The organism is Paenibacillus sp. BSR1-1 (genome assembly GCF_030403775.1).
Taxonomy (GTDB): Bacteria; Bacillota; Bacilli; order Bacillales; family Cytobacillaceae; genus Neobacillus.
On the sequence record NZ_JAQMWQ010000007.1, the window covers coordinates 98,109 to 120,671 of the forward strand.

The following is a 22,563-nucleotide window of genomic DNA, read 5'->3' on the forward strand; positions in this document are numbered from 1 at the left end:
GTGGATTGCTGCTTTTGTCCTATAAAAATTCATCTTTTAAATATATATTTGGTTTTTCCCCTAAATAAAACAGAATCTGTTCAGCCATTGCCCTAGCCATTAATGGGGGCACAGCATTACCGATTTGTTGATATTGTTTATCCTTAGTCCCTTTAAATATATAATTATCTTTAAAAGATTGTAATCTGGCGGCCTCTCTTATACTAATGGCAACTGCTTTTGTCGGATGCTGCCACATAGATTTTCGAACATTGATTACTGTTGGTGAAGGAGCATCATAATCTAATCTTAGATAGACGGTATTTTGAGTCCTAGATGCATCCGTGTAAGATACTTCTTGAAGCTCTTGGGATAAACTATGGAAATTTTTTCCTTCACTTTTCTTTATTTCTTCAAATCTTTGTTTACTTAGCGGCTCACTGGCAGTATTGATATGATTATAAATAAAATTTTCTTCGTTACCTGATCTATAATAGTTTTGCATTACTGTTTTATTGAGTTTAACATCATACAATAGACCACTTTCATCAATGCTCTGAATAGGCTCAATATTTTCTAGATCACTAATTGCATCCTTAACAGTAAAATCCTTTTCAGTGTATTTTTTTGGGAATACAATTTTCTTACAATCAGTTGAGCTTGATTTCAAACCCAAGATCATAAACCTTTGGCGTTTTTGAGGAACAAAAAAATGATTAGAATGAACAGTTCCAGAAGTTATGTTGTATCCTAAATGATTAAAGAACTTTTCTAAATAGACAACAATGTTATAAGACATAACATCAACGACTACTTTTAAATTTTTATCAACAAGCACTTTTGGTTTTCCAAACAACAGGATTTTTTCATCTTTAATTTCTTTCAAAAATCTTAATAACTGATTTATCTCAATAAGACCTTGAAGATTGTTCAACATATTTTTGTTGTCAGTATTCTTACATTCGGCTATTGCATTAAATGTTTGAATAGCTCTATCCACTATATCCTTCAGACATTCTTCAGTACTTAGCTTCCCAAATTCATATTCTGAAAGCGAATTTATAATCTGTTTTATCTCAAATATTTCTTTCTTTTCTTTTATTGAGGTTGGATTATAAAGTGTTTTTTTCTTTAACTTCCGTACAACACTTCTTATTCTTGAAAGCCCTTCTTCACTTATGATTAGTGGATTAACATTTCCTATTTCAATGATTCGATGAATTAATTCATTATATCCTACTCTATCTGTTTCAAGTAAAATTAACTGATCCGTTTTCCAAAACGGTTCATCAGAATCATTAATTTCCTTTAAATGTTGCTCTGAGCTATAAGCATAAGTATAATCATCTAGATGCTCTGTTACAAAAAACTTATGAGTAGATGAATTCATAGTTTTAACATTTTCCATTAAAAAAGCTTCAGGTCTTACTTCATCTATAGCACGCGCAAACTCTTTTACGAGTTGATTATTACCTGAAATTAAATAATTCTTTTGTCTATTAGCATTAGAAAATCCTTGGCAAGGCGGTCCTCCGATTACAACCAATTTCTGAGTTGCTAATTTTCGTTCTTGTATAACTTTTCTAAAGTCTATTTTAGTTATATCACTTTCTCCATGTTCCTGGGTCTTAATAATAATACTTTCATTATTATTATGGTTTCTAATATATGTTTTTTGTGCAGCCTTATTAATCTCTATAGCACCAGCTACTTCAAAACATCCAGTCTGTTCAAAACCATTGCTTAAGCCCCCAGCCCCCGCAAATAAATCGAGTAATTTAATTTTTGGTTTTGAAACATCCATAATAATTCATCTCCTGGTTCAAATAAGGGGAATGTACGTTCCTTCACTATCCCTACTTAAGCAGCATAAACCAAATCAAGTCTTTAATCAAGTGCTTTATTTAGGAAAATTTAATACCAACTCTCATACTTGTTCGAAGTGGTTGCATTTCCACCACTTTTTTCTTTATTAAATAAAGTGCCAGTTACGTCCCGAATAATGTCGAAGAATTCAACAGAATGTGGGTGGTGACACAGGCACTTATACTAGTTAGGAATACATAATCTTTTTGATATATCCTCTTGCTTCATTCCTTTTAATGAAGAGCAATCGAACGAACTGTATTATCACTAATTCGTATTAAGTTTTCTTCAAGTCCAGTCTTACTTCTATTACTTTTATCCATAATTACCTTCAGCTGGTTTTGACAAAATTAACATTACATCATTACTGTTGTATAAAATCAACTAAATTGCCAAAAGAGTGCAATAATGGATTTTCTCACTCTTTTTTCTTTATACTTTTATGCTTTTATTGTAATAGCAAGCCTTAATCATCACAATTTGAAGTTTTTAGATTACTTGTCTTAATAATCATATTAATACAACTTGCAATGTCAAATAAAAAATTTTCTTTATCATAATAACTTAATTGCCAATGTTTTAGTACCTCTATCGCTACATCTGTTTTATTGCTAGATAGGCCTCTTTTAATTCTGTTTTTGAATTCCTTTTTCATACGTTTGCCGTCTGACCTAACAAATAAATTAGAGAAGAATACATCAAATTCATATTCTGGTTTAGCATTAAAATTTAAGGATTTAGGATTTTTTATTTGAACATATATTGGTCCTGAGGCAGTGTTTATTCTTTGACGTAGACTTGGCATTGCATTAATAAAACAATCATGAGGGACATAATTTTCAATCTCTTTACCCTCGGTAATCCAAAGAAATACTCTCTTCTTTATTTCTATATCTGAATCTATTTTATCCTTTAGGTTATTTACTGCTTTCTTTAATTTATCATCAGGTAAATCTTTATCGCAAACAATTATTGAGTAGCTGCTTGAAGTAAAAATATCAACTAAGTCTTCTTCATCTATACCATAATGAGTTAAATTAGATCCTCCATACATCTGGAATCTGTAATGTTTACCTTCTTTAATCTTATATCCACCTGGAATATTATCTTCAATCCATTTTTTAATATATATCCTATCACTAGGACCTTCAATCCATATAACTAAATTACTCAATAATAGCTGAGCTGGTGTCACGCCTAAATCATCTAATAAGTTTCTTTGTATCATTAAAGAATTAGTACATTTCTCTACTTTAGAAGATCCATCATCATTTTTAGAAAGCCTATACAAACCACAGTTAGTATCTAGTTGATCAATTAATACATTAGAGTGTGTTGTAATAAAGAATTGGAATTTTGTATATCTCTTATTGATTAGATCCATTAATCTTATTAACATTGTTGGATGTATATGTAATTCAGGTTCCTCCAATAGAAATATTAAAGGCTTGTTATTCATTCTTCTAAATTCTAATAACGTTAATATCATCAATACTTCTGAAACTCCAGTACCAATGTGTTCAGTTAACTCCAATGAATCAACTTCATCCATGAACCTATTTTGCTTTATATTAACCCTATTGTTAAATATTTCCACAATTATTCTTTCATTAAGAATATATGATAATAATTCTGATAGTTTTATTAAATGATTGTTGGAATGTAGTTCTTCTAATTGTCTTATAAAACTACTTCCATCGTAGCCCACTGGTTTCTTGGATTCCCTACTAACATCAGCATCTCTAATACTATGTACTAAGTCGAATGAATTAAAAATCTGATTACACACCTTAAATGCACTATAAGAGTTAGCTCGCTTTTTACCAGAAGTATTAGTTAAAGATATTACATTTTTACTGTACCCATGTACTAGAGAAATCAACAAATCTTCTTTATCATCTCCTAATACACTACTACGAAATTTCAATTTGCTATATACATAGCCATTGAATCCCCACCTATTAGTCCGGGAAATCTTTTGTGTCTGAACATTATCCAGCCACTCTATGTAAGTATCTGAACTAAGATTTTCTGATGTAACAGAAAAACGTAGCATCAGGTCATGTAAGTATTTCATAAAATTACTTTTACCAATATTATTTGGTCCTATTAAAATGTTAATTGGCTTTAAGTCCTCTAAAACAAACCCTTCATTTCTATTAAAAGACTTCCAGCCTTTTATAGTGACTTCACTAAGAAACAATACGCATTCACTCCTATGTTTTATAACCTGATAATTTTGTGTAAGATAGTCAATTACAGGATTAATTAAACGATTTCCAATTAAAGGATTTTTTAAAGATAGATTCCTTTGTTCTATCACCTAAATTTTTTTGATTAAGCAACTACATATGTACTCTATAGCCCAAACATTAATTAAGCATTTAAATAATATACTAAATTTTAAAATATAAGAGTACGATAATGACTGTTTTCGCACTCTTAATTATTTGATTCAATTCATTTGTTAGGTATGGAAGTGCTCCGGATTATAAAACTATTTTTCTCAAAAAAAAACATTCAAAAATACAAAAATAATAAGATATAATTTTGGCTAGCTTCAAATTATTTTAGACTGTCTTTAGATTACAACACTAATAACGTTTTCTTGTTTTGATTGCCTGCTCAACTAATTCTTCGATATTTTCCTTTATATTATTATATATATTAGTGCTTACCTTATATGGTGGATTATAAAGTTTCACCACTTTGGAGAATGGTTCTTCATTGAAAGTAAAATCATCGAACGGATTCCTTCCTAAAGGAGATTGTTCACCGTCTTTATTCTTTAAGTTATGAATACGAATTCCAACTACTCCTTTTCCAAGCTCCCATGACCTTTGAATTTCATATTTTATCCATTTCCTACCTGCTGTTTTCTCCCCTACCAATACAACTGTACATGAAGATCCATGCAATTGATTATCTATCCACTTCTTAATTTCCGAATCACCTTTCCGCTTTACCTCTTCCCAATTATTATCCCTAATAGGTGTATTTCCTTCAACTACCCCCATATTTCTTACCTGTGCCGCACGCCAATTATCCTCATTGTAATGAAAGCTAAAAAATACTTTCCTTCCCATCCAATAATCCTCCAAAAATATTTTTGTTAAAAAGTGCCCTCTTTATAAATAGAAAGTTATTAATGTTTAATTAATTCGTTAACTATGTACAAAACCACCTCAATTAATTCTTCAGGCTGTTTCTCATGATTATTCAAATTAATATACAATTGTTTTAATGACTCTATTCCTACATATCTATCAAAGTCATCCATTACTGTTTTCCATAAGTTCTCAGCTGTAAAGCCAGTTGCTCCGACCGGTATAGGAATGATACCGTTGTCTATAGCTATATTAAACTCTTCAATCATTCCGTTCGCTAAAGTAATTTTACCAGTCTCTTTGTCTTCCTTATTTCCAAAAACAAATATAGAGATACCGACATTTTCCATCATTTCAGTGCGATATTTAGTCCACAAATCATTCAGTGGTATTCTACCAACCGTATTTTGAGGGAATGGTCTCAGCTTTAATCTTTCCTCTATCTTGTTTTCATTCCTTTCATATAACTCCTCCAAGGCACCAGATATAATACAACTTCCAATTCCTAACCCAAATCCAGATACAATGTTATTTCTATTCTTAATAATTGCCCTACTCAAATTTGAAGTGAATTTAAAAGCACCTGCTTCACTCCAATGTCCATATTCAATTGCACTACCAGATATAAAAATATTTTTTCTTTTTACAATGTTCTCGACGTGCTGCAATATCAATGTGATATCTTGATACTCATCTACTAAAAGTACATTTATTCTATAACGTTTAAGGTCTTTTATCTTTAACTCTTGTTTTATTTCAGCATAACGAAAATCATCATCGGTTGTATAATCAACTCTATTTACCTTTTTCATAAAACAGTAATGATTTCTTGAATTTTCACCTAATAGAATTCGGATCCTGCTAAGGATATAAGATAAATTCGGATCATCAAAACTAAATCCTATGAAAAGAAATGTTTTGGAAACTAAGTCTCCTTGCAGCGCTGTACTAAATAATTTGCGTTTTAGGTCATACCCCTCGTAATCGTCCTTAGTTAAAACAGCTTCATGGGCTAAAGTAATATCCCCATGCATTTTGTAAACAATTGCATCAGTATTTTGTGCTGTATGTCCTAAATTTTCAGGGACTATTTTTGTGTCAACTTTCTTATTATTTGATTCCAAGCTTGCTTCAATTAATTTATCATAGTTGGTTGTCCAGAATGTTTTGATTGGTAAACGAGATAAGATTTTATGGTTCTCTGTAATTTGAGCATTCTTGGTAAACTCTTCAATTAGTATTTGATTAATTTTCCCTCTACCATCAAATTCATTAACATGATATTGAGCTAAGGCTATTAAATCTGACTCCAAGTCAATATTTAGTTCAATGTCCTCAGCAATTTCTCGCATTAATTCCTTCCAGTTGACATAACCAGCAGGCTGAGATAAACCTGCCCCAGCAAAAACAGCAACGTTCGATTCACTAATTGCTTTAACATAAGTTCTTATAAACTCCCTTATCTTAGCATTAAACATTCAGTATCCATCTCCCTGATATTTAAATTTCATATCCTTTAACTATGTGATAAATTCCACGACCTTGTAACCAATTTTTTAGTTGGACATATTGGTCTTTAGAATTATGAATCCAAAGCGCTTCATTATTTGTATTCTTTATTGTTCCTTTTGCGACATATGGATATAAACCCAAATACTCTTGTCCATTATAATTGTCATCGTAACTACTCTTTAAAATAGGCAAAATTGCAACCTTTTGTTTAATACCATCGAAGTATCCCAATTCCCAAGGCATCCACTGGAATTATCAGAGTTCTCAGATACTGCGAAAAATAGCGACTTACAATTTTGCATACGTGTCCTTAATACATCAGCAGTTTCTTTTGAAACTTTAGAACGGTCTAATTGATTATCTTCTATCCAGTCAACATACACTGAATAACCCAGTTCCTCAATAAAATTTTTTAAACCCAAAATCTTTCTTGCATCTAGGAAACTATGGGATAAAAAAATATCATATGTTTTTTCTTTAGGGAAGTTATTAGATGCTTGTTCTAACAGTTTTTTTGCTTCTAAATTTTCATTAAAGCTATAGCTTTTTTGAATTGTTTTATAAGATTTATTAAGTAAATCATTTTCAGTAAATAGCGCCATTAGATAATTCCAACTTTCAGTAACTCTCAAAGCGGATGTCAAATTTAGAGCAAGGTTTATTTATTCGTTCCTTAAATTATGGATAACTGTGCATTTATCATTAATTTACATCTTTGAAATGGTTAACATACTAAAGATAAATTTTAGCTCATCAGCAACTGCTTAATCATCAAGATTTTGTTTTTTGGTTTCCAATTTCAGATTGATATAATTCAGATTACCATTTAATTCCTTTACATATTATAACATAATTGTTATTTTTCGAAGTTTCATAAAATAAAAAAACAGTTCTTCTAATTGGTCTGGTCAGTTATTACCTATTTTATCGATTTCAATCTAGAATCATTATCTGGCTTTTAAAAACATTTACTCACTTAGTAAGACGAGGAAATAGATGTACACAAACCGCCTTTATTCAAGCAACGGTTTTTAAAGAATTTGACGATAAAAAATAAAGTCTCTAATTTCGAATAAGCAACCTTCTTTTTTATCCTATTTTTTTGATAGAGCAGCTAATTGCATTTCCCAAGACATCCCTTAATAGGTAAATATATCTACAGACCACTTTAAATCATGATATAATTAATTCTATTAGCGAATTTAGAAAGGGATAGTACATATGGATAAACCACTTAGTGTATTTATTTCATACTCTCATCGAGATGAAGGAATGTGCGAAGAATTAATTACCCATTTGAGCAGTATGCGGAGAGATGGTTTAATAAGTCATTGGCATGACCGAAAATTGCTACCTGGGGATGATTGGGGAAAGAACATTGACAATAACTTAGTGAATGCCCAAGTAATTCTTCTTCTTGTTAGTTCTGATTTTATCGCATCAGATTATTGCTATGAAGTTGAAATGAAAACTGCTATAGAAAAACACTCTAATATGGAAGCGGTAGTTATTCCTATAATTCTTAGATCGTGTGATTGGAAACACACTCTCTTTGGTAAAATCCAAGGTCTTCCGAAAGACGGTAAACCTGTAACAATGTGGGATGACCGCGATTTAGCCTATTTAAATATCGTGGAGGGTATCCGTGCGAAAATTAGCGACCTACTCAATTCTACAAAAGCGCAAGTAACCTCAAAAAAAGCAGAAACGAAAAAAGCCATTTTCACAAATGATCTTCAGAGTAATGTTTTAAAAAAAATGGCCAAACCAACTGTAGTCGCATCTGCTAGCGAGGAAGATGATATTAATCAACAATATGACGAGTTAATTGAACATTTAGAAGAAACAGGAACAGCTTTCAACAGCTTACATGATTTTGTTAGTAGTACAATATACCATTACTCTAGAAGAAATGACTTCTACCCAGAATATGCAGATGAAGATATTCGGAGAGATGTACGTAAGTTTGAAGGTCTGGGTCAACTCCGTGAAGATGAGGGTTATATAACTCCAAACACAGATGACCCTGCTGTAGAGACTGCTGTGAACGCAATTACTGAATTAGGGAAATTCATTGATGATTGTTGTTCGGAAGTATATGATCGTTTCAAAAAAGAGTATAATATTGCTTTGGACATTAACTCTACTCGTCTTTGGAAAGAATTTTTTCATGTCAGAGTTAGCACATAAATGGCAGGGCTATAATATTTAGGAGAGCATCAATTAATGGATGCTCTCCTCTACTTTTAGCACTTAAAATAGACTGTATTCAATGACCAATTCAACTTCTACTTTATTATCGCTTATGATTCGGTTCGGTTCATCACAAATTGTAAAAAAACTGCCTCTATTTATGGTACGGTTCACCGTATCATAAATAGTTACGATTAAATTGCAAATATTCATTCCTAAAACTTAGGGTATCAATTCAGTCAACAAAAATAACATTTACCTCCACCTTATTTAGCCCCATTCGGTAAAAAACAAAAAACAAAAACTCTTTCACAAGATGGATAGTGAACATGAGATTCCTTCTGCTAAAAGGTTAAGAAATCCTTTTATTTAGCTGTATTCATCAATCTTCCCCTGCCATAAGGTCAAGTTCAAATCCACCTGGAATAGCTCTTCCGGCAGGAAACGATTCGCTTGATCTTCTATACTTTGGTGCGCATTTCTGACTTTTATAAAAGGAATCAATTTCTTCTACGGTAAGTAAGGAATCATTTACCCAGTTTTTCAGAATCCCCTCCACATAGCTCAGCCTTCGCTTGTTATTGGAACAGGCAATATTCATCGCTTTTAAAATCACATCTTTCGGATGTAAAAAGCTAGAATCCTCTAACCAAGATAACAGCTGCTGTTTGGCATTCACGTTCGAAAAACCAAATCCATTGTTGTCCCAAAACTCTACAATTTCTTTCACATCTTTTTGATCGTTCTGTAATGGGTTCTCGATGTCTAGATTTTCCTCTATTTTTGGATTAAAAGCTTCTTGTTGTTGTTTTTTATTTTCTTTTTTATTTTCTTTTTGTCCCCGTGTCGTATAACGAAGCGACAACGTATCGTCAGGCTCTCCACATTCAGTATCTTGATATGTATTATTTTCATTTTGGTCGTTAACTTCGTAACTGAAAACTTTCTCTTTTTGTTCATAAAATGATTCAAATAGGCTGCGAATTTCCTGATTTTGAATGGATTCCGAAACATATTGAATAAGTGAAAGATCCTCCACATCCTTTAGCTCGGAAAAAATACAGTCCATCACCGGTTTCCCCCCTTTAACCAGGTTATCCTTCCACCAGTTTTTCATTGCCAGTTCTCTCGTATCAGGATTGTACCGTATCAACTTGTGATGCTCGATGAATCGTTCCATTAACGAATGAACACTCTCAATCGAATAGCCCAAATCAAAAGCCATTTGTTTTTTCGTAATTTTATAGATGCCAGTTTGAGTCGTAAGTGGATTCGTAAGAAGATAAAGGTAAAAAAATTTGTCCTCCGGGGTCATTTCTTCTAATACAATCGGATTCTTCCAAAAATCAGTACGTACCATTCTAAACTTTGCCATCTTAACCACTGCCTTTCTTCTTATAAAATTCCTTCATACTTGATATATAAATACATGAAGAAAAGGGTTATATGTTTTTCATTTAGAAAGTGATGCTTTATGACACACTTTCATCACCATTTCCATATCCCCACCTTTAGCACTTCTACGATATCGAGAATGGCAGGGAAAAGCGAACTTCCTTTTTTCATTTTTGAGGGCATTTTTAGAGCCAAACATCAAAAAACACCTTCAAAAAATGATTTTCGAAGGCGTTTTTTGCAATTTCGGTAATTTTTTACCCTTTTTTTGTGTGAAGGCGTTTATCTTTCTTAAGTTATATAAAAAGAGCTGTTCTGGGAGGAATAAACAAATTTGACTTGAAAAAGTATTTCACAAATTTTAATCATACAACGCCTTAGCGAACAGTGACAGGCACTGTTCAACATAACAAGTTCATTCACAAAATATTACCCAATATTTTTTAATCATGTGTGAACAAATACGATTGGAATTGATTAAAATCCGTAAAAACAACGTGTATTTATTTATTCCAACCTGACTAATTTTGCTTGGCACTCTGACCGAATCTATTGGACAATCTGACCCACGGTATTGGTCAATCTGGCCAGCTAACATGTGGTCAGATTGACCAAAGCAATACCATAGATTTCTACATAGATTACAACAAAGATTATATATAGTCGTATTCCCCAAAATTTGACCAAAACATTTTGATCTTTTAATGGAAAAGGAGGTTCTCCCCCCTATCCTTTTTGCTTCAAGATCAATATATAAATAGTGTAAGGATCAAATTCAGCTAATAGGCAGTGCCATGCACCCCAAATGTACAATCCAGTTTAGACTTGTATAAACGGATGATCAACTCCGTGAAACTAAATCTAGAGACGGTCTTAAATGAAATCAATAGATAAAAAAATACCCGATTCACACCATGATGAATCCGGCATTTTATTAGTATTCACAAGCACATAATCGGGGAGAACAAATGATTGCGCCTCTTTTAGACCCTTTTATATTTATATTGTTTCCCAACCTTATCTACTCTTACTTCACCTTTAGAAACCATATATTGTAGAAAAGCATTGGTCGCTCCAATTCCAATCCATTGTTCCAGTACACTATTTCTGTCTGTAAATAGTGTTTGTGAAATTTCATACCCTGTCATTTCCTTTGTTATTTTTTTAAGGACAAAATCAATCCTATTTTCAAAATGATGTAGAAGCTCAGTAATTTGCTCCTGGGCATCCAAAAAAACAGGACCATATAGCCTTAGTCGGCGGTTTTTGGGGGGAACAAAAACTCTCTGCCTTAGAGACCGACCATCCATCTGTTGTTGGAATGCTAAAAACTGCTTTTTACCATGATCTTATCATGCAACATATTGAGCAAGATTTTAAAGCAGAGCTACAGGAGAAATATGGTAAAAAATATCAAAAAATATTGGAGTTTTATGCCAATGAGAAGGGCTGGAAAATATAAGGTCTTTATTAACAAACGAAAAGGTCCCTTTAAGGGACCTTTTCGTTTTCAACCGTGTTCGACAAACTTCGAGTGGTGTACTTATTTAATTTGACTGTACCTATTGCCTTTATTAATAGAATTTTACTTATAAAAAACCTTGTCTATATTGTATTTCGCCTTTTGTTCATTAAGAATATATGTTTCATAAATTTCTCTATGTACTGGGTCTTCAACCACACAAACCTCAATTTTAGTGACTTCATCTCTATGCATTTTGATAGGGGACACAGTATCTTCAAAATGCTTTTTAATTCTTTGTCTTAACTTTCTTGCTTTACCAACGAATAATAGCTCTTGATTATTGTTATAGAACATAAAAATTCCACCCTTATCTCTAGGGATTAGATGGAAATCAGTAAACCCATAAATATTACTTAGCTCAGGATTATTCTGTTTGGTAATCGTAACATCTGGTTTGGGAATGGTTATGTTTATCATTTACGTTCACTTCCTCCTATTTTATTGTTTATTAATGCTATCCTATTTTAGCATTTATTACAATCGCCGTTATTTAAAGCCCGCTGAAAGTACCTACTTCTGTGCCATAATAATGCTCAAAAAATGGAGATTACTCCATATGGAGAAGGAACTAATCTCTTTAATGCCAGCTTTGTAATTAGCGTCACAAATTTATCAACACTTTAGATGAGCCCGAAGCCCTTAAAGATTATAGGAGTCCATTGTTAAATACCTCCTTCTTTTTCATTCGCCATTTACCCGAGTTTTGTCAAAATGCGAGTGGTGACAGGCACTTATTTTTACTTTAATTTTGCACAGATTAGGGGAGAAGACATAAAAACAAGCTGTTAAGAATTATTATCCCAACAGCCTGAAAAAATAAGTAATTTTTGAAAGAAGAACAGTAAAGGAATTTACAAATTGATGTGAAATAGTTTTACTGAAACATCAGTTACACTAGATTTATACTAAAGCAGTTTGGTTTTCTTCTACGATTGTTAATAGATGCTTTTTGATTTCTTCTATATTTACAATTTTTTGTGCAACATCGGTTTCTATCGCAGCGTTAGCAACAGCTGCTGCTACATGTGCCACTACCCTTCGGTCGAACGGATCCGGAATGACATAATCGGCATGAAGTTCTTCATCTGAAATCAATTCAGCAAGGGCATAAACAGCCTTCAGTTTCATTTCTTCATTAATTTCCTTTGCGTGAACATCTAACGCACCACGGAAAATTCCTGGGAAGGCAAGTACATTATTGACCTGATTTGGGAAATCAGAACGTCCTGTCCCCACGACTAGCGCCCCTGCTTCTTTTGCATCTTCCGGCATGATTTCCGGTACCGGATTTGCCATGGCAAAAATAATCGGTTGTTGGTTCATCGAACGAACCATTTCTTTCGTTACGACACCTGCGGCCGATACACCAACAAAGACATCAGCATCCACAAGTGCATCCGCCAGTGTTCCTTGCTTTTGTTCTTTATTAGTTATACAGGCCATTTCCTCTTTGAACGGATTCATTCCGACAGGTCGACCTTCATAGATGATCCCCTTTGTATCGCATAAGATGACATCTTTTACCCCCATACGAAGCAAGATTTTCACAATAGCCACACCTGCCGCTCCAGCACCGTTGGTCACAACACGAATATCCTCGATATTTTTGTTAGCCAATTTTAGCGAATTAATTAACCCTGCTGCTGTAACAATGGCCGTACCATGCTGGTCATCATGGAATATAGGGATATCACAAACTTTTCGTAAGCGATCCTCAATTTCAAAGCATTGCGGTGCTGAAATGTCTTCCAGATTAACTCCGCCAAAAGTCGGTGCTAATAGTTTGACAACTTCGACTATTTTATCCGGATCGGTCGTATCCAAGCAAATCGGGAAAGCATCCACATCCGCGAATGATTTAAATAACAATGATTTTCCTTCCATAACCGGCATTGCGGCTTTCGGGCCGATATTTCCAAGACCTAGTACAGCTGTTCCATTTGAAACAACGGCTACGAGGTTCCCTTTCATTGTATATTCATATACTTTTCTTTCGTCTTCATAAATGTCAATGCACGGTTCAGCTACACCCGGTGAATAGGCAAGGCTCAAATCTTTTGCATTTCGTACTGGAACCTTAGAGTGAACACCCAGCTTCCCTTTATTCTCCTTATGCATCTTTAATGCTTCTTCACGTAAAGTAGACATCTATGTTTCCCCTTTTGTTTTATTTTTTATAGTGATTGGAAATAGGAAGAAAACTCGTAATGGTGCAGTTGCTTTTAACTACATTTTTAGCAATATTGCCCTCGTTTTTCCCTTTCATGAATGCTGTTGTAAATTCTATGAATCTATTAGCTTATAATTTTTTGCCTAATATCTTTTTTTATTCCAAGCAATAAATTTTTTTTGTAAAAGTAAAAGATGATGCCGCAAATCGCTGTAACTACTTGTGTCCCTATAAGAAGAGAAAATCCTGCAGCAAAGTTGTCTTTTACTTGGCCGGCAATCAACGCACCCATAATAACGGGCATAAAGGCTGAAACTAAGTTTCCAATTCCATTTACAATCCCATAAGTGCTGCCAACATTTTTTCCCTTAGATAAAAATTGGACCATAGTTGGAATAACCGGACCTTGAATTCCCCAGAAACCATTTGCTAAAACCAAACCCAATGCAGCGATCGTCCGGTTAGGTGAAATAACAGTAATGGTTACACATAATGCGGTTAAAACGCCTCCAACTACAAACAAAAGTGAAGCTTTTCGAATTGAAATTTTATCAATTAAATAGCCGCCTAAAAAGCCTGAACCAATACTAACGATAAATGGCAGCGAAGAGATAAAGCCCATTTGTTTTATGGAAAAGTGTCTTTCGTTTAAAAGATAGGTTGGTAACCATGAACTGCTTCCCCACAAATAACTTAATGTTGTGATCTCAATAACCAGAATCCAAATGAGTCCCGGTGTTTTCAACGCTGATATAAAGGTTTTTATAGGTTCGTCTGATTGTATTCGCTTTTTAAGCTTAACTTTATTCCCCTCTCTCTCTTTTGTTTTAATAAACATTAGAATAAGAGGTAAACCAACTACAAGGTTAAGAAAACCCAAAAGATAAAATGAGGTATGCCAATTAAATTGGAAAATGAAATATGTAATTAGTGGAAACCCAAGCGCTAATCCCATCGAAACCCCCATCGAACTTACCGCATTGGGTTTACCTCGTTCAGTTTCACCGAACTCATCTTTGATATACATCGTTTTAAGAGAAAATAACGGTCCCTCACTTGCACCGAGAATAAAACGAAAAAAAAGTAATAAGAATAGCGATCCGGAAAATGGTGAAATAATGGTAAATATTGCCCAAATACAAATACTAACGATTAGTCCTTTTCTTACACCTAAAAACGCTTCATACATTGGGGTTAAAAACATAGCTGCTATCCCGTACCCAACCAAGAATAAGGTCATCAATTCTCCTTGAGCTACTCGATCATTTGAAATATTGAATACATTTAAAAATTCCTCATTGGTAATAAGAATAGAGACATTTATTCTATCGATATAGGAAATAATAACAATGGCTAATAAGGTTATTACACCTAACCATCTTTGTATTGATGTGTTTCTATTGTTCATTGAATATCACCTAATTTCATTAAACTTTTTTATGCTCTAACTTACAGTAGTTGCCTTGTCATAAAGTCTTTAAGTAAAACAGTAAGAATTTCCTTCTACAAGATTTTTACGATTTTCTCGTCCAACTTTATAACTTTGAAAAGACCTTCAATAAATTGCCTATAAATTTATTTCACATAGCCAGCTGTACTCTTTCAACTCAGTTTCTATTTTAATACCCCCCTTGTATTTTTGTTTTATATTTAAAACAATATTTTTAATATAAAACAATTTTATAATTTTCAGAATATATTTGTCAACGAGATTTCTAATAAAAATAAACTACGTTTTATATACAAAACAAAACCTTTCACCATTCGAATAATGTCGAAGAATTCGACAGTAATTGGGTGCTGACAGGCACTAATACTTATGGAGTATTTTTCAAGAAAAATAAGAAAATGTAATGGAAAAGGCTGCCGACTTTATGTGCTTGAAAATCCTCTAGAATCTTAGGAATTTACTTTAATTTTCAGATTTCTCAACATTTCAGGAAATATCTAACTGGTTTAAATGAGATAACATCTCCCTACACTAATTTAAAAGCGGAAAACAAGTATAAAGAAATTGCTCAACATAGGGTGATAAAATGGAAGCCAAAAAAAGTAGTGAAACACGCGTTATTCATACCGATCAGGTGTTGCTTAATGATTTGAATAATTATGATACATTATTTGGCGGGGTTCTAATGAAGAAGATGGATGCCTGTGCGACACTTTCGGCTCGCCGGCACTCACGTGTAAAACAATGCGTTACAGCATCGACAGACTCCGTTAATTTTCTTCACCCCATCCGGCAAAGCGATTCGGTCGGTATCGAATCATTTGTTTGCTATACGGGTAAAAGGTCGATGGAGATTTTCTGCAAAGTGGTTGCTGAAGAACTTGATACGGGGGAACGAAGAATTGCCGCTACTGCTTTCTTTACTTTCGTTCCTCTAGATGAAAATAAAAGACCATTGGAAGTGCCTGAAGTCATCCCAGAAACAGAGGAAGAAAAATATCTGTACGAGACCGGAAAAGAACGCGAAAGAATCCGCAAACTCAAAAGAGAGCAAAATAAAGAACTTGTATCCAGACTTTCTTCGGACAAAGTATGGGATTAAGGGGTTGATGACATGTTAGTCTCAGCAAATTATGATGATTTGAACGACGCAAAAATGGCCATTGAACACTTAGGTCAAACTAAACCATCTATTTATCACATGTTCTTAAATATCATTGAACTAACCCGACAACTTAATTATGGATATCAATACATGGGAGCATTGCTCATGGATGAAGACCCAAGCGAATTTAAACCTGCAGGACAAGATGAGTATGTTTTGTCTGTCTATCAAAAAGAAATCGAAAAGTTAAAAGGCGACGAAAAGTTCTATGAACTTAAACAGCTGCTTAAAGAGTATCAACAGGTGAGTTATGCTAATATCAGCAAGCTGGCATTAGGAAATCCTCCAAGAGAATTAACAGGTCCAACTGTAATTCATTAAACAAAACGAGGCTGGGTGGAAAAAACATTCCTTACCTACCTCGTTTTTTCTATGGGCGTAAAACACCTTCCAGATTTTTATCCAAGATTTCTTAATTGAAATTTTTTACATAGGGGCGTATTCTTATAAAGTTAGTTTTTTATAGAAAAATAGATGTTAGGCTCAATAATTTAAGGTCTATGAGCCAGTCAGTTAGTTCAATTAAACTGAGGGAGAAGAGATCTGATGAAATTAAAATGGTTTTTAATGATGGCAGGTTTAATTATGATTTGGGGTGTTTCTTGGCCAATTTATAAACTTGCATTAGTGTATACACCTCCTTTGCTTTTTGCCGGGATGAGGTGTTTGTTTGGCGGTATTCTCCTTGGTGCGGTCATTTGGAAAACACGTGATCGGATCCAGTGGCGAAAGAACTGGAAAATATATGTCGTAACAGGCACTTTAAATATTGCTTTGTTCTATGGGCTTCAGACTGTGGGGCTTAAATTAGTACCATCAGGCTTATTCTCAGTCATTGTTTATTTTCAACCAATTTTAGTAGGTCTGCTTGCATGGCTATGGTTAGGCGAATCGATGACCCTGCCTAAAGTATTGGGCCTAATTCTTGGGTTTCTTGGAGTGATTTCTGTAAGCGCAGAAGGATTTTCCGGCCATGTTTCCATTTTCGGTATTATACTTGGCATATTATCCGCGCTTTCCTGGGCACTGGGTACAGTTTACACAAAAAAAAATTCTCACTCGGTTGATTCTCTTTGGATGGTGGCATTCCAGTGTTTAATTGGCGGATGTGTTCTGATGATAGCCGGACTTTCGTCTGAGAATTGGTCCAGTATTGTTTGGAATGATACGTTTATATGGGGTCTTTCCTTTGGTACGATTCTAGGGATTGCGTTATCATGGATTCTCTACGTTATACTTGTGAAAACAGGAGATGCCAGTGTTGTGGCAACATTTACATTCTTGGTTCCCATGCTTGCAGTTATCATCGGAACTGTATTATTACATGAACCCTTTACCAAACTACTATTCTTAGGAATTGTCCTGATCGTGGCCAGTATCTATCTTGTAAATAAGAAGCAAAAGCAGGCGGCGGAACAGGTTGTCATTCAAGGGAAAATGGGAGTTTAATTCTTAAAAAGAAGTAACCCTTGTTTTAAGTCAGAAATAAAAAGGATAGTGGAGCATAATAAATGCTCTATCTATCCTTTTTTTATATATTTTAATTGGCTTGAAGACTTTATTACTGGATCCGCTCATGATGAAAATGGTCTATCTTTACTGCAACATAATATTTTCCCTTTTTTCAAGTTGGGAAACATCACTCATTAACCATAAAATTCTGCTTTTCCAAGTATTTCAGCACGGTTTGCGAATACTCGAGGTGAGATTCCTTCGTGTATTTAGCAATGGTGTAGATTTGGGCGAGGTTTTTCAATCCCAATCTTTCGGTCATTTCCTTCAGCCTAGGATTGGCCATGTACCGGTTCCAACCCTTTTCATTTCTATCATTGTAGATTTCGAGAATGTCTTCAACTGAATAATCGTTATATTGTTCATAGTGAACAAGTCCATGCCTAGGCAAACGATCGCGCGGAGCAGGGTTTTCCGCAGGGTATCCTAATGAATAACCCACAACAGGTACGACATTGGGCGGCAAGTTAAGCAGCTCACCAATTTGATCGCAATTTGCAAGTGTTGATCCCATATAGCAAATGCCCAGCCCGGCATTCTCTGCTGCTAAAGCACAGTTCTGTGCGGCCAATGTGGCATCAATGGCGCCAATCATAAAGCTCATAAAGTTATCGAAATGCACTGGTGCATCATTAAGAGCAAGCCATTTTCGCATTCTATTAAAATCGGCACAAAACGTTAATAGAATAGGTGCATCCACTACCATCGATTGCTCCATATGTGCGGTGTACAATTTTTCCTTTAGTTCTTTGTCTTTTGTGACGATAATCGAATACGTCTGCATATTTCCACTAGAAGAGGCACGGATGCCCGCATCTAAGATTTGATCCAACAGTTCTTGACTTACTTCCCTATCCTCATATTCTCGTATAGACCTGTGCCCGAAGATTACATCGTTTAATTCCAAAGCAATCACCCCTTTTAAATAGTATAACATCGATAGAAACACGAGTACGGTTCACCGTGAACGATCTAAATGAGGTTTTTTATTTGAATACTCATTTCCTAGAATTCCAATTAAAAAAAGCCGGGTTCTTATGAAGCGATGAATAACTTATGCAGAAAAGAATAAAAAGCATTTTTTCGCCTATCTCGATTCCCCTATCTTCCCCATCGTAAAGTTATTACATAGTTGAAGATTAATAGTGAAGTCTGCGTTTATTTTTCAGAATATTTCTAGTATTCCATATACCGGCACGATATTTGCATGTAAGAAAATGTAACTATTTTCTATTTTAAGGGGGCTTAAAAACATGCAAGAGAATCCTAACAAAAAAATGGACCTATCTGCATCAGTACTTCATGATAGTGATGCTGCCCATCTGGCATCGCTTGGATATGAATCAGAATTTCGTCGCGACATGAGTCCATGGGCAAACTTTTCGCTTGGGTTCACCTATCTTTCTCCAGTAGTAGGTGTGTACACATTATTTGCATACGCACTTGCTCAAGGCGGCCCACCCATGATTTGGAGTCTTATCATCTGTGGTCTCGGACAATTACTAGTCGCCCTTGTCTTTAGTGAGATTGTTGCACAATTCCCTGTTGCAGGAGGAGTTTATCCTTGGGCCCGTAGATTATGGGGGCGAAAGTATGCGTGGATGACTGGCTGGGTTTACTTAATAGCTTTGTTTGTTACGATTGCCAGTGTGGTATATGGAGCTGGACCATTTCTGGCAGAGGTTTTGGGTTTCGAAGTATCAGTGGACTCAACTATTCTTTGTGCAATCGTCATTCTTGCCCTATCGACAATCATCAATTTCCTGGGCACAAAGGTTCTCGCAGCTGCAGCAATAATTGGTTTTACTGCTGAGATTATTGGCGCGCTTGCAGTTGGTTTTTGGCTCCTTTTTACTCAAAGGCATCACAGTCTTAATGTGCTCTTTGATTCTTTTGGTGCCCAAGGCGGCCATAGCTACTTTTATGCATTTGCTGGAGCTGGACTAATCGGAATTTTTCTATATTTTGGATTCGAAGCTTGTGGTGATGTTGCGGAAGAAGTCCCCAATCCAGGTGCTCTGATTCCAAAGGCAATGCGCAGGACGATTTACATTGGTGGCGCTGCCGCAGTTTTTGTTAGCCTTGCATTAGTACTTTCCATTGCTGATATTCCGGCAGTTATTGCTGGTAAAGACGTTACACCAGTTGATACGATATTAACTAACGCATTTGGTCATGTTGGTGCAAAGATCGTAATGGGTATTGTATTGATTTCTTTCCTTTCATGTGCCATAAGTTTACAGGCGGCCGCCAGCAGACTTGCCTATTCTTATGGGCGTGATGACATGATTGTAGGAAGCCGATACTTAAAAAAGTTCTCACCTGCCCGTCACATTCCACCTTATTCGCTGCTTCTTGCAGCTATTGTTCCAGCTATTATTGTTCTTGGCTCAAAAGTATCTACAGACGCGCTCACAAAGATCATCAGTTTTGCGTCGCTTGGAATTTATATTGGATTCCAAATGGTTGTCCTTGCTGCACTTCGGGCTAGGTTAAAAGGATGGAAGCCAAGTGGCAAGTACCAATTGGGCAAGTGGGGACTGCCTATCAATATTGGTGCACTTGTCTATGGAATAATTGCCATGATCAACATGTGCTGGCCAAGAACGCCAGGTGCAGCTTGGTATGATAACTATATCGTGCTCGTTTCGGGAATCGTAGTTGTCGCTGCTGGTTTACTGTATATGATGATTCATCGCAGCTACGGGCATAGCAAAATGCCGTATAATGATGCGATACCTGAAAAATATATCTCCCATCAAAACAATGACAGGTCAATGTAGGGTTGCAGCAAATTCCTATTAGAGCGAGTTGCAAAAAAACCGCCCCCTTGATGCATGGGGGCGGTTTTTTTGCCTCTTCCTGCGGTGCCGGTCACCCTTAAGCCGCATCCGCTCCGACTTCTGCATTGGCTTTTTTTCTTTTTCCATGCATAAAGTAGTAAAGAACCGTGCTGGCTAGGACAATGATGGCCATGATGAGATAAAGCTTGCGGTAGCCGGTTAGCGGGATGATGAAGCCGATCACATAAGGGCCGAATCCCAAGCCGGCGTCCAGCGCGATAAAGAATGTTGATGTGGCCAATCCCATTCTTTCAAGCGGCGTTACTTTTACCGCTATGGCCTGTGTGCAGGATTGCATATTTCCGAACCCTAATCCTATCAGGACTCCGGCCACAAGTAAGCTGATGCCGCTGTTAGTTGTGCTTAACAGGAATAAGCCTGCTGCAAAAAGAATAAAAGTGGGATACATGACATAGTTAGCGCCTTTCATGTCCATAAGCCGTCCCGTGAATGGGCGTGATACTAAAATCGCAACAGCATAGACAATAAAGAAGAAGCTGGCCACATTTACGAGATTGATTTCCATAACATAGAAATTAATAAAAGATAAAACACTTGAATATCCTAAGCTGACAATTAATGTGACCAAAGCAATCGGAAGCGCTTTTGGCTCAATAAAGTTTGAAAGCTTGAATCCTTTGGAGCCTGCTGTTTTGGCAGACGCTTTGACTTCCGGCACTTTCATAAACAAGGCAATAATGAAGCTGATGACACCCAATGCTAAACAGAAACTAAAAATGGCTGAATAGCTTGTGTGCTGGCTCATGTATATTCCGATGAAAGGCCCGATGGCGGTGGCCAAAGTGGTACTCATGCTGTAGTAGCCAATCCCTTCGCCTTTGCGTGCGGCCGGAATAATTTGGGCGACAATCGTCCCTGTTGCGGTACTCGCTACCCCTAACGCTAATCCATGTAAAAAGCGGGTTAATAGTAAGAAGGTAACTCCAGCATCGATATAGTATAGTAAGGACGTCAAAATAAAAAAGATGAGACCAAAAAACATCGTTTTCTTATTTCCAACTGATTCGATGATACGGCCGATCACGAGACGGCCAATCAAGGTTCCGATAATGAATATCCCTGTGGCAAGTCCTGCCTGGCTCTCACTTGCATGATAATGATCGACGGCGTAAACCGCGATGGTCACCAATAATAAATAAAAGATTAAGTATAAGAAAAAGTTTGCTGCCGAAATAATGATAAAATCCTTCGTCCACAATCTAGTTCTTGTTTGTTCCAACTTCTCCATCTCCCGATTGAATTATGTTTTTTCGAATATCATCCATTATAACAATGGCCGTTTTCAGTTCTTCCTCTGAAATTCCCATTAATATTTCCTCTTCATAGGCATCAACCGTTTTGCGGATCTCTTGGTAAAACTGCTTGCCAGCCTTCGTCAATTGCATCCGCTTTTCGCGCTTATCCTTTCCAGGAACCTGCTCGACTATTCCCCTCTCCTCTAATTGACTGACCGTCCTAGTAATCGTCGGTTTCTCTACGCCTTGGTAGTTGGAAAGTTCAACTAGGGTAGCAGGATTGATGTTTTCCAAATAATAAATGATCGTCCATTGAGCCCTGTGCAGCTCGTGCTTGGCAAGCTCTGTATTGAGTCTTTTTTCAAAAGGCCGATAAAGCATTAAAAGTTGATGGAAAAATTTCCGTGAATAATTAATGTGAATCACCATCCAAAATAGTTATCGAGGATAATAGTTATCAAAGGTAACTATTTTACAATAACAAAATTCGTTAAATGTGTCAATTTTGTGGACAAGCCTTCACAGTGGAAATTTATCATCTTTTTTTAACTTTTTTGGAAAAATTTGAATAAAAAGTCAGGGAAGTTACG

At 35.5% G+C, this 22,563-nt stretch carries 18 protein-coding genes; 5 read left to right on the forward strand and 13 right to left on the reverse strand.

Annotated features, from left to right (window positions below):
* Positions 1 to 19: 19 nt before the first annotated feature.
* The 5 genes from PH210_RS13340 to PH210_RS13360 form a co-directional block, all read right to left on the reverse strand.
* Positions 20 to 1,783 carry a DNA cytosine methyltransferase gene (locus PH210_RS13340; protein WP_289986034.1) on the reverse strand — a complete coding sequence of 588 codons (1,764 nt, stop codon included), beginning with the start codon at positions 1,781 to 1,783 and terminating at the stop codon, positions 20 to 22.
* A gap of 528 nt (positions 1,784 to 2,311) precedes the next feature.
* Positions 2,312 to 4,048: an ATP-dependent nuclease gene (locus PH210_RS13345; RefSeq protein WP_289986035.1), complete on the reverse strand. Its 1,737-nt coding sequence runs from the start codon at positions 4,046 to 4,048 to the stop codon at positions 2,312 to 2,314.
* A gap of 391 nt (positions 4,049 to 4,439) precedes the next feature.
* On the reverse strand, positions 4,440 to 4,931 hold the full coding sequence (locus PH210_RS13350) for a TIR domain-containing protein (protein WP_289986036.1): 492 nt from the start codon (positions 4,929 to 4,931) through the stop codon (positions 4,440 to 4,442).
* Between the two features lie 59 nt (positions 4,932 to 4,990).
* Positions 4,991 to 6,430: an SIR2 family protein gene (locus PH210_RS13355; protein ID WP_289986037.1), complete on the reverse strand. Its 1,440-nt coding sequence runs from the start codon at positions 6,428 to 6,430 to the stop codon at positions 4,991 to 4,993.
* Positions 6,431 to 6,643: 213 nt separating this feature from the next.
* The gene (locus tag PH210_RS13360; protein WP_289986038.1) at positions 6,644 to 7,066 is read right to left on the reverse strand and encodes a hypothetical protein; all 423 of its coding nucleotides are present in this window, start codon (positions 7,064 to 7,066) and stop codon (positions 6,644 to 6,646) included.
* Positions 7,067 to 7,685: 619 nt separating this feature from the next.
* On the opposite strand from PH210_RS13360, the gene PH210_RS13365 reads away from it, so the two are divergent.
* Entirely contained in the window at positions 7,686 to 8,654 is a 969-nt protein-coding gene (locus PH210_RS13365; protein WP_289986040.1) for a toll/interleukin-1 receptor domain-containing protein, read from the forward strand.
* Positions 8,655 to 9,039: 385 nt separating this feature from the next.
* On the opposite strand, the gene PH210_RS13370 is transcribed toward PH210_RS13365, so the two are convergent.
* From PH210_RS13370 to PH210_RS13390, 5 genes are all read right to left on the reverse strand, one after another.
* Positions 9,040 to 10,032 carry a DnaD domain protein gene (locus tag PH210_RS13370; protein ID WP_289986042.1) on the reverse strand — a complete coding sequence of 331 codons (993 nt, stop codon included), beginning with the start codon at positions 10,030 to 10,032 and terminating at the stop codon, positions 9,040 to 9,042.
* Positions 10,033 to 11,035: 1,003 nt separating this feature from the next.
* On the reverse strand, positions 11,036 to 11,362 hold the full coding sequence (locus PH210_RS13375) for a hypothetical protein (RefSeq protein ID WP_289986045.1): 327 nt from the start codon (positions 11,360 to 11,362) through the stop codon (positions 11,036 to 11,038).
* Between the two features lie 275 nt (positions 11,363 to 11,637).
* A complete protein-coding gene (locus tag PH210_RS13380) occupies positions 11,638 to 11,994 on the reverse strand; it encodes a nucleotide excision repair endonuclease (RefSeq protein WP_289986046.1) in 357 nt (118 codons plus the stop codon).
* A 483-nt stretch (positions 11,995 to 12,477) separates the two neighbouring features.
* Positions 12,478 to 13,725: an NADP-dependent malic enzyme gene (gene ystJ, locus PH210_RS13385; protein ID WP_289986047.1), complete on the reverse strand. Its 1,248-nt coding sequence runs from the start codon at positions 13,723 to 13,725 to the stop codon at positions 12,478 to 12,480.
* 146 nt (positions 13,726 to 13,871) lie between these two features.
* Positions 13,872 to 15,155 (reverse strand): MFS transporter, encoded by a 1,284-nt coding sequence (locus PH210_RS13390; RefSeq protein WP_289986048.1) that lies wholly within the window; start codon positions 15,153 to 15,155, stop codon positions 13,872 to 13,874.
* 628 nt (positions 15,156 to 15,783) lie between these two features.
* Between PH210_RS13390 and PH210_RS13395 the strand changes: the two genes are divergently transcribed.
* From PH210_RS13395 to PH210_RS13405, 3 genes are all read left to right on the forward strand, one after another.
* Positions 15,784 to 16,299 (forward strand): acyl-CoA thioesterase, encoded by a 516-nt coding sequence (locus PH210_RS13395; RefSeq protein ID WP_289986049.1) that lies wholly within the window; start codon positions 15,784 to 15,786, stop codon positions 16,297 to 16,299.
* A gap of 12 nt (positions 16,300 to 16,311) precedes the next feature.
* Positions 16,312 to 16,683 carry a hypothetical protein gene (locus PH210_RS13400; protein WP_289986052.1) on the forward strand — a complete coding sequence of 124 codons (372 nt, stop codon included), beginning with the start codon at positions 16,312 to 16,314 and terminating at the stop codon, positions 16,681 to 16,683.
* A 225-nt stretch (positions 16,684 to 16,908) separates the two neighbouring features.
* On the forward strand, positions 16,909 to 17,811 hold the full coding sequence (locus tag PH210_RS13405) for a DMT family transporter (protein ID WP_289986053.1): 903 nt from the start codon (positions 16,909 to 16,911) through the stop codon (positions 17,809 to 17,811).
* Between the two features lie 190 nt (positions 17,812 to 18,001).
* Here PH210_RS13405 and PH210_RS13410 read toward each other — a convergent pair whose 3' ends face one another.
* Positions 18,002 to 18,781 (reverse strand): nitroreductase family protein, encoded by a 780-nt coding sequence (locus PH210_RS13410; RefSeq protein ID WP_289986054.1) that lies wholly within the window; start codon positions 18,779 to 18,781, stop codon positions 18,002 to 18,004.
* A gap of 346 nt (positions 18,782 to 19,127) precedes the next feature.
* On the opposite strand from PH210_RS13410, the gene PH210_RS13415 reads away from it, so the two are divergent.
* The gene (locus PH210_RS13415; RefSeq protein WP_289986056.1) at positions 19,128 to 20,657 is read left to right on the forward strand and encodes an APC family permease; all 1,530 of its coding nucleotides are present in this window, start codon (positions 19,128 to 19,130) and stop codon (positions 20,655 to 20,657) included.
* A 97-nt stretch (positions 20,658 to 20,754) separates the two neighbouring features.
* Here PH210_RS13415 and PH210_RS13420 read toward each other — a convergent pair whose 3' ends face one another.
* Positions 20,755 to 21,957 carry an MFS transporter gene (locus PH210_RS13420; RefSeq protein ID WP_289986058.1) on the reverse strand — a complete coding sequence of 401 codons (1,203 nt, stop codon included), beginning with the start codon at positions 21,955 to 21,957 and terminating at the stop codon, positions 20,755 to 20,757.
* Entirely contained in the window at positions 21,938 to 22,399 is a 462-nt protein-coding gene (locus PH210_RS13425; RefSeq protein ID WP_354669988.1) for a MarR family winged helix-turn-helix transcriptional regulator, read from the reverse strand. The genes PH210_RS13420 and PH210_RS13425 overlap by 20 nt, the downstream gene beginning before the upstream one ends.
* Positions 22,400 to 22,563: the final 164 nt, after the last annotated feature.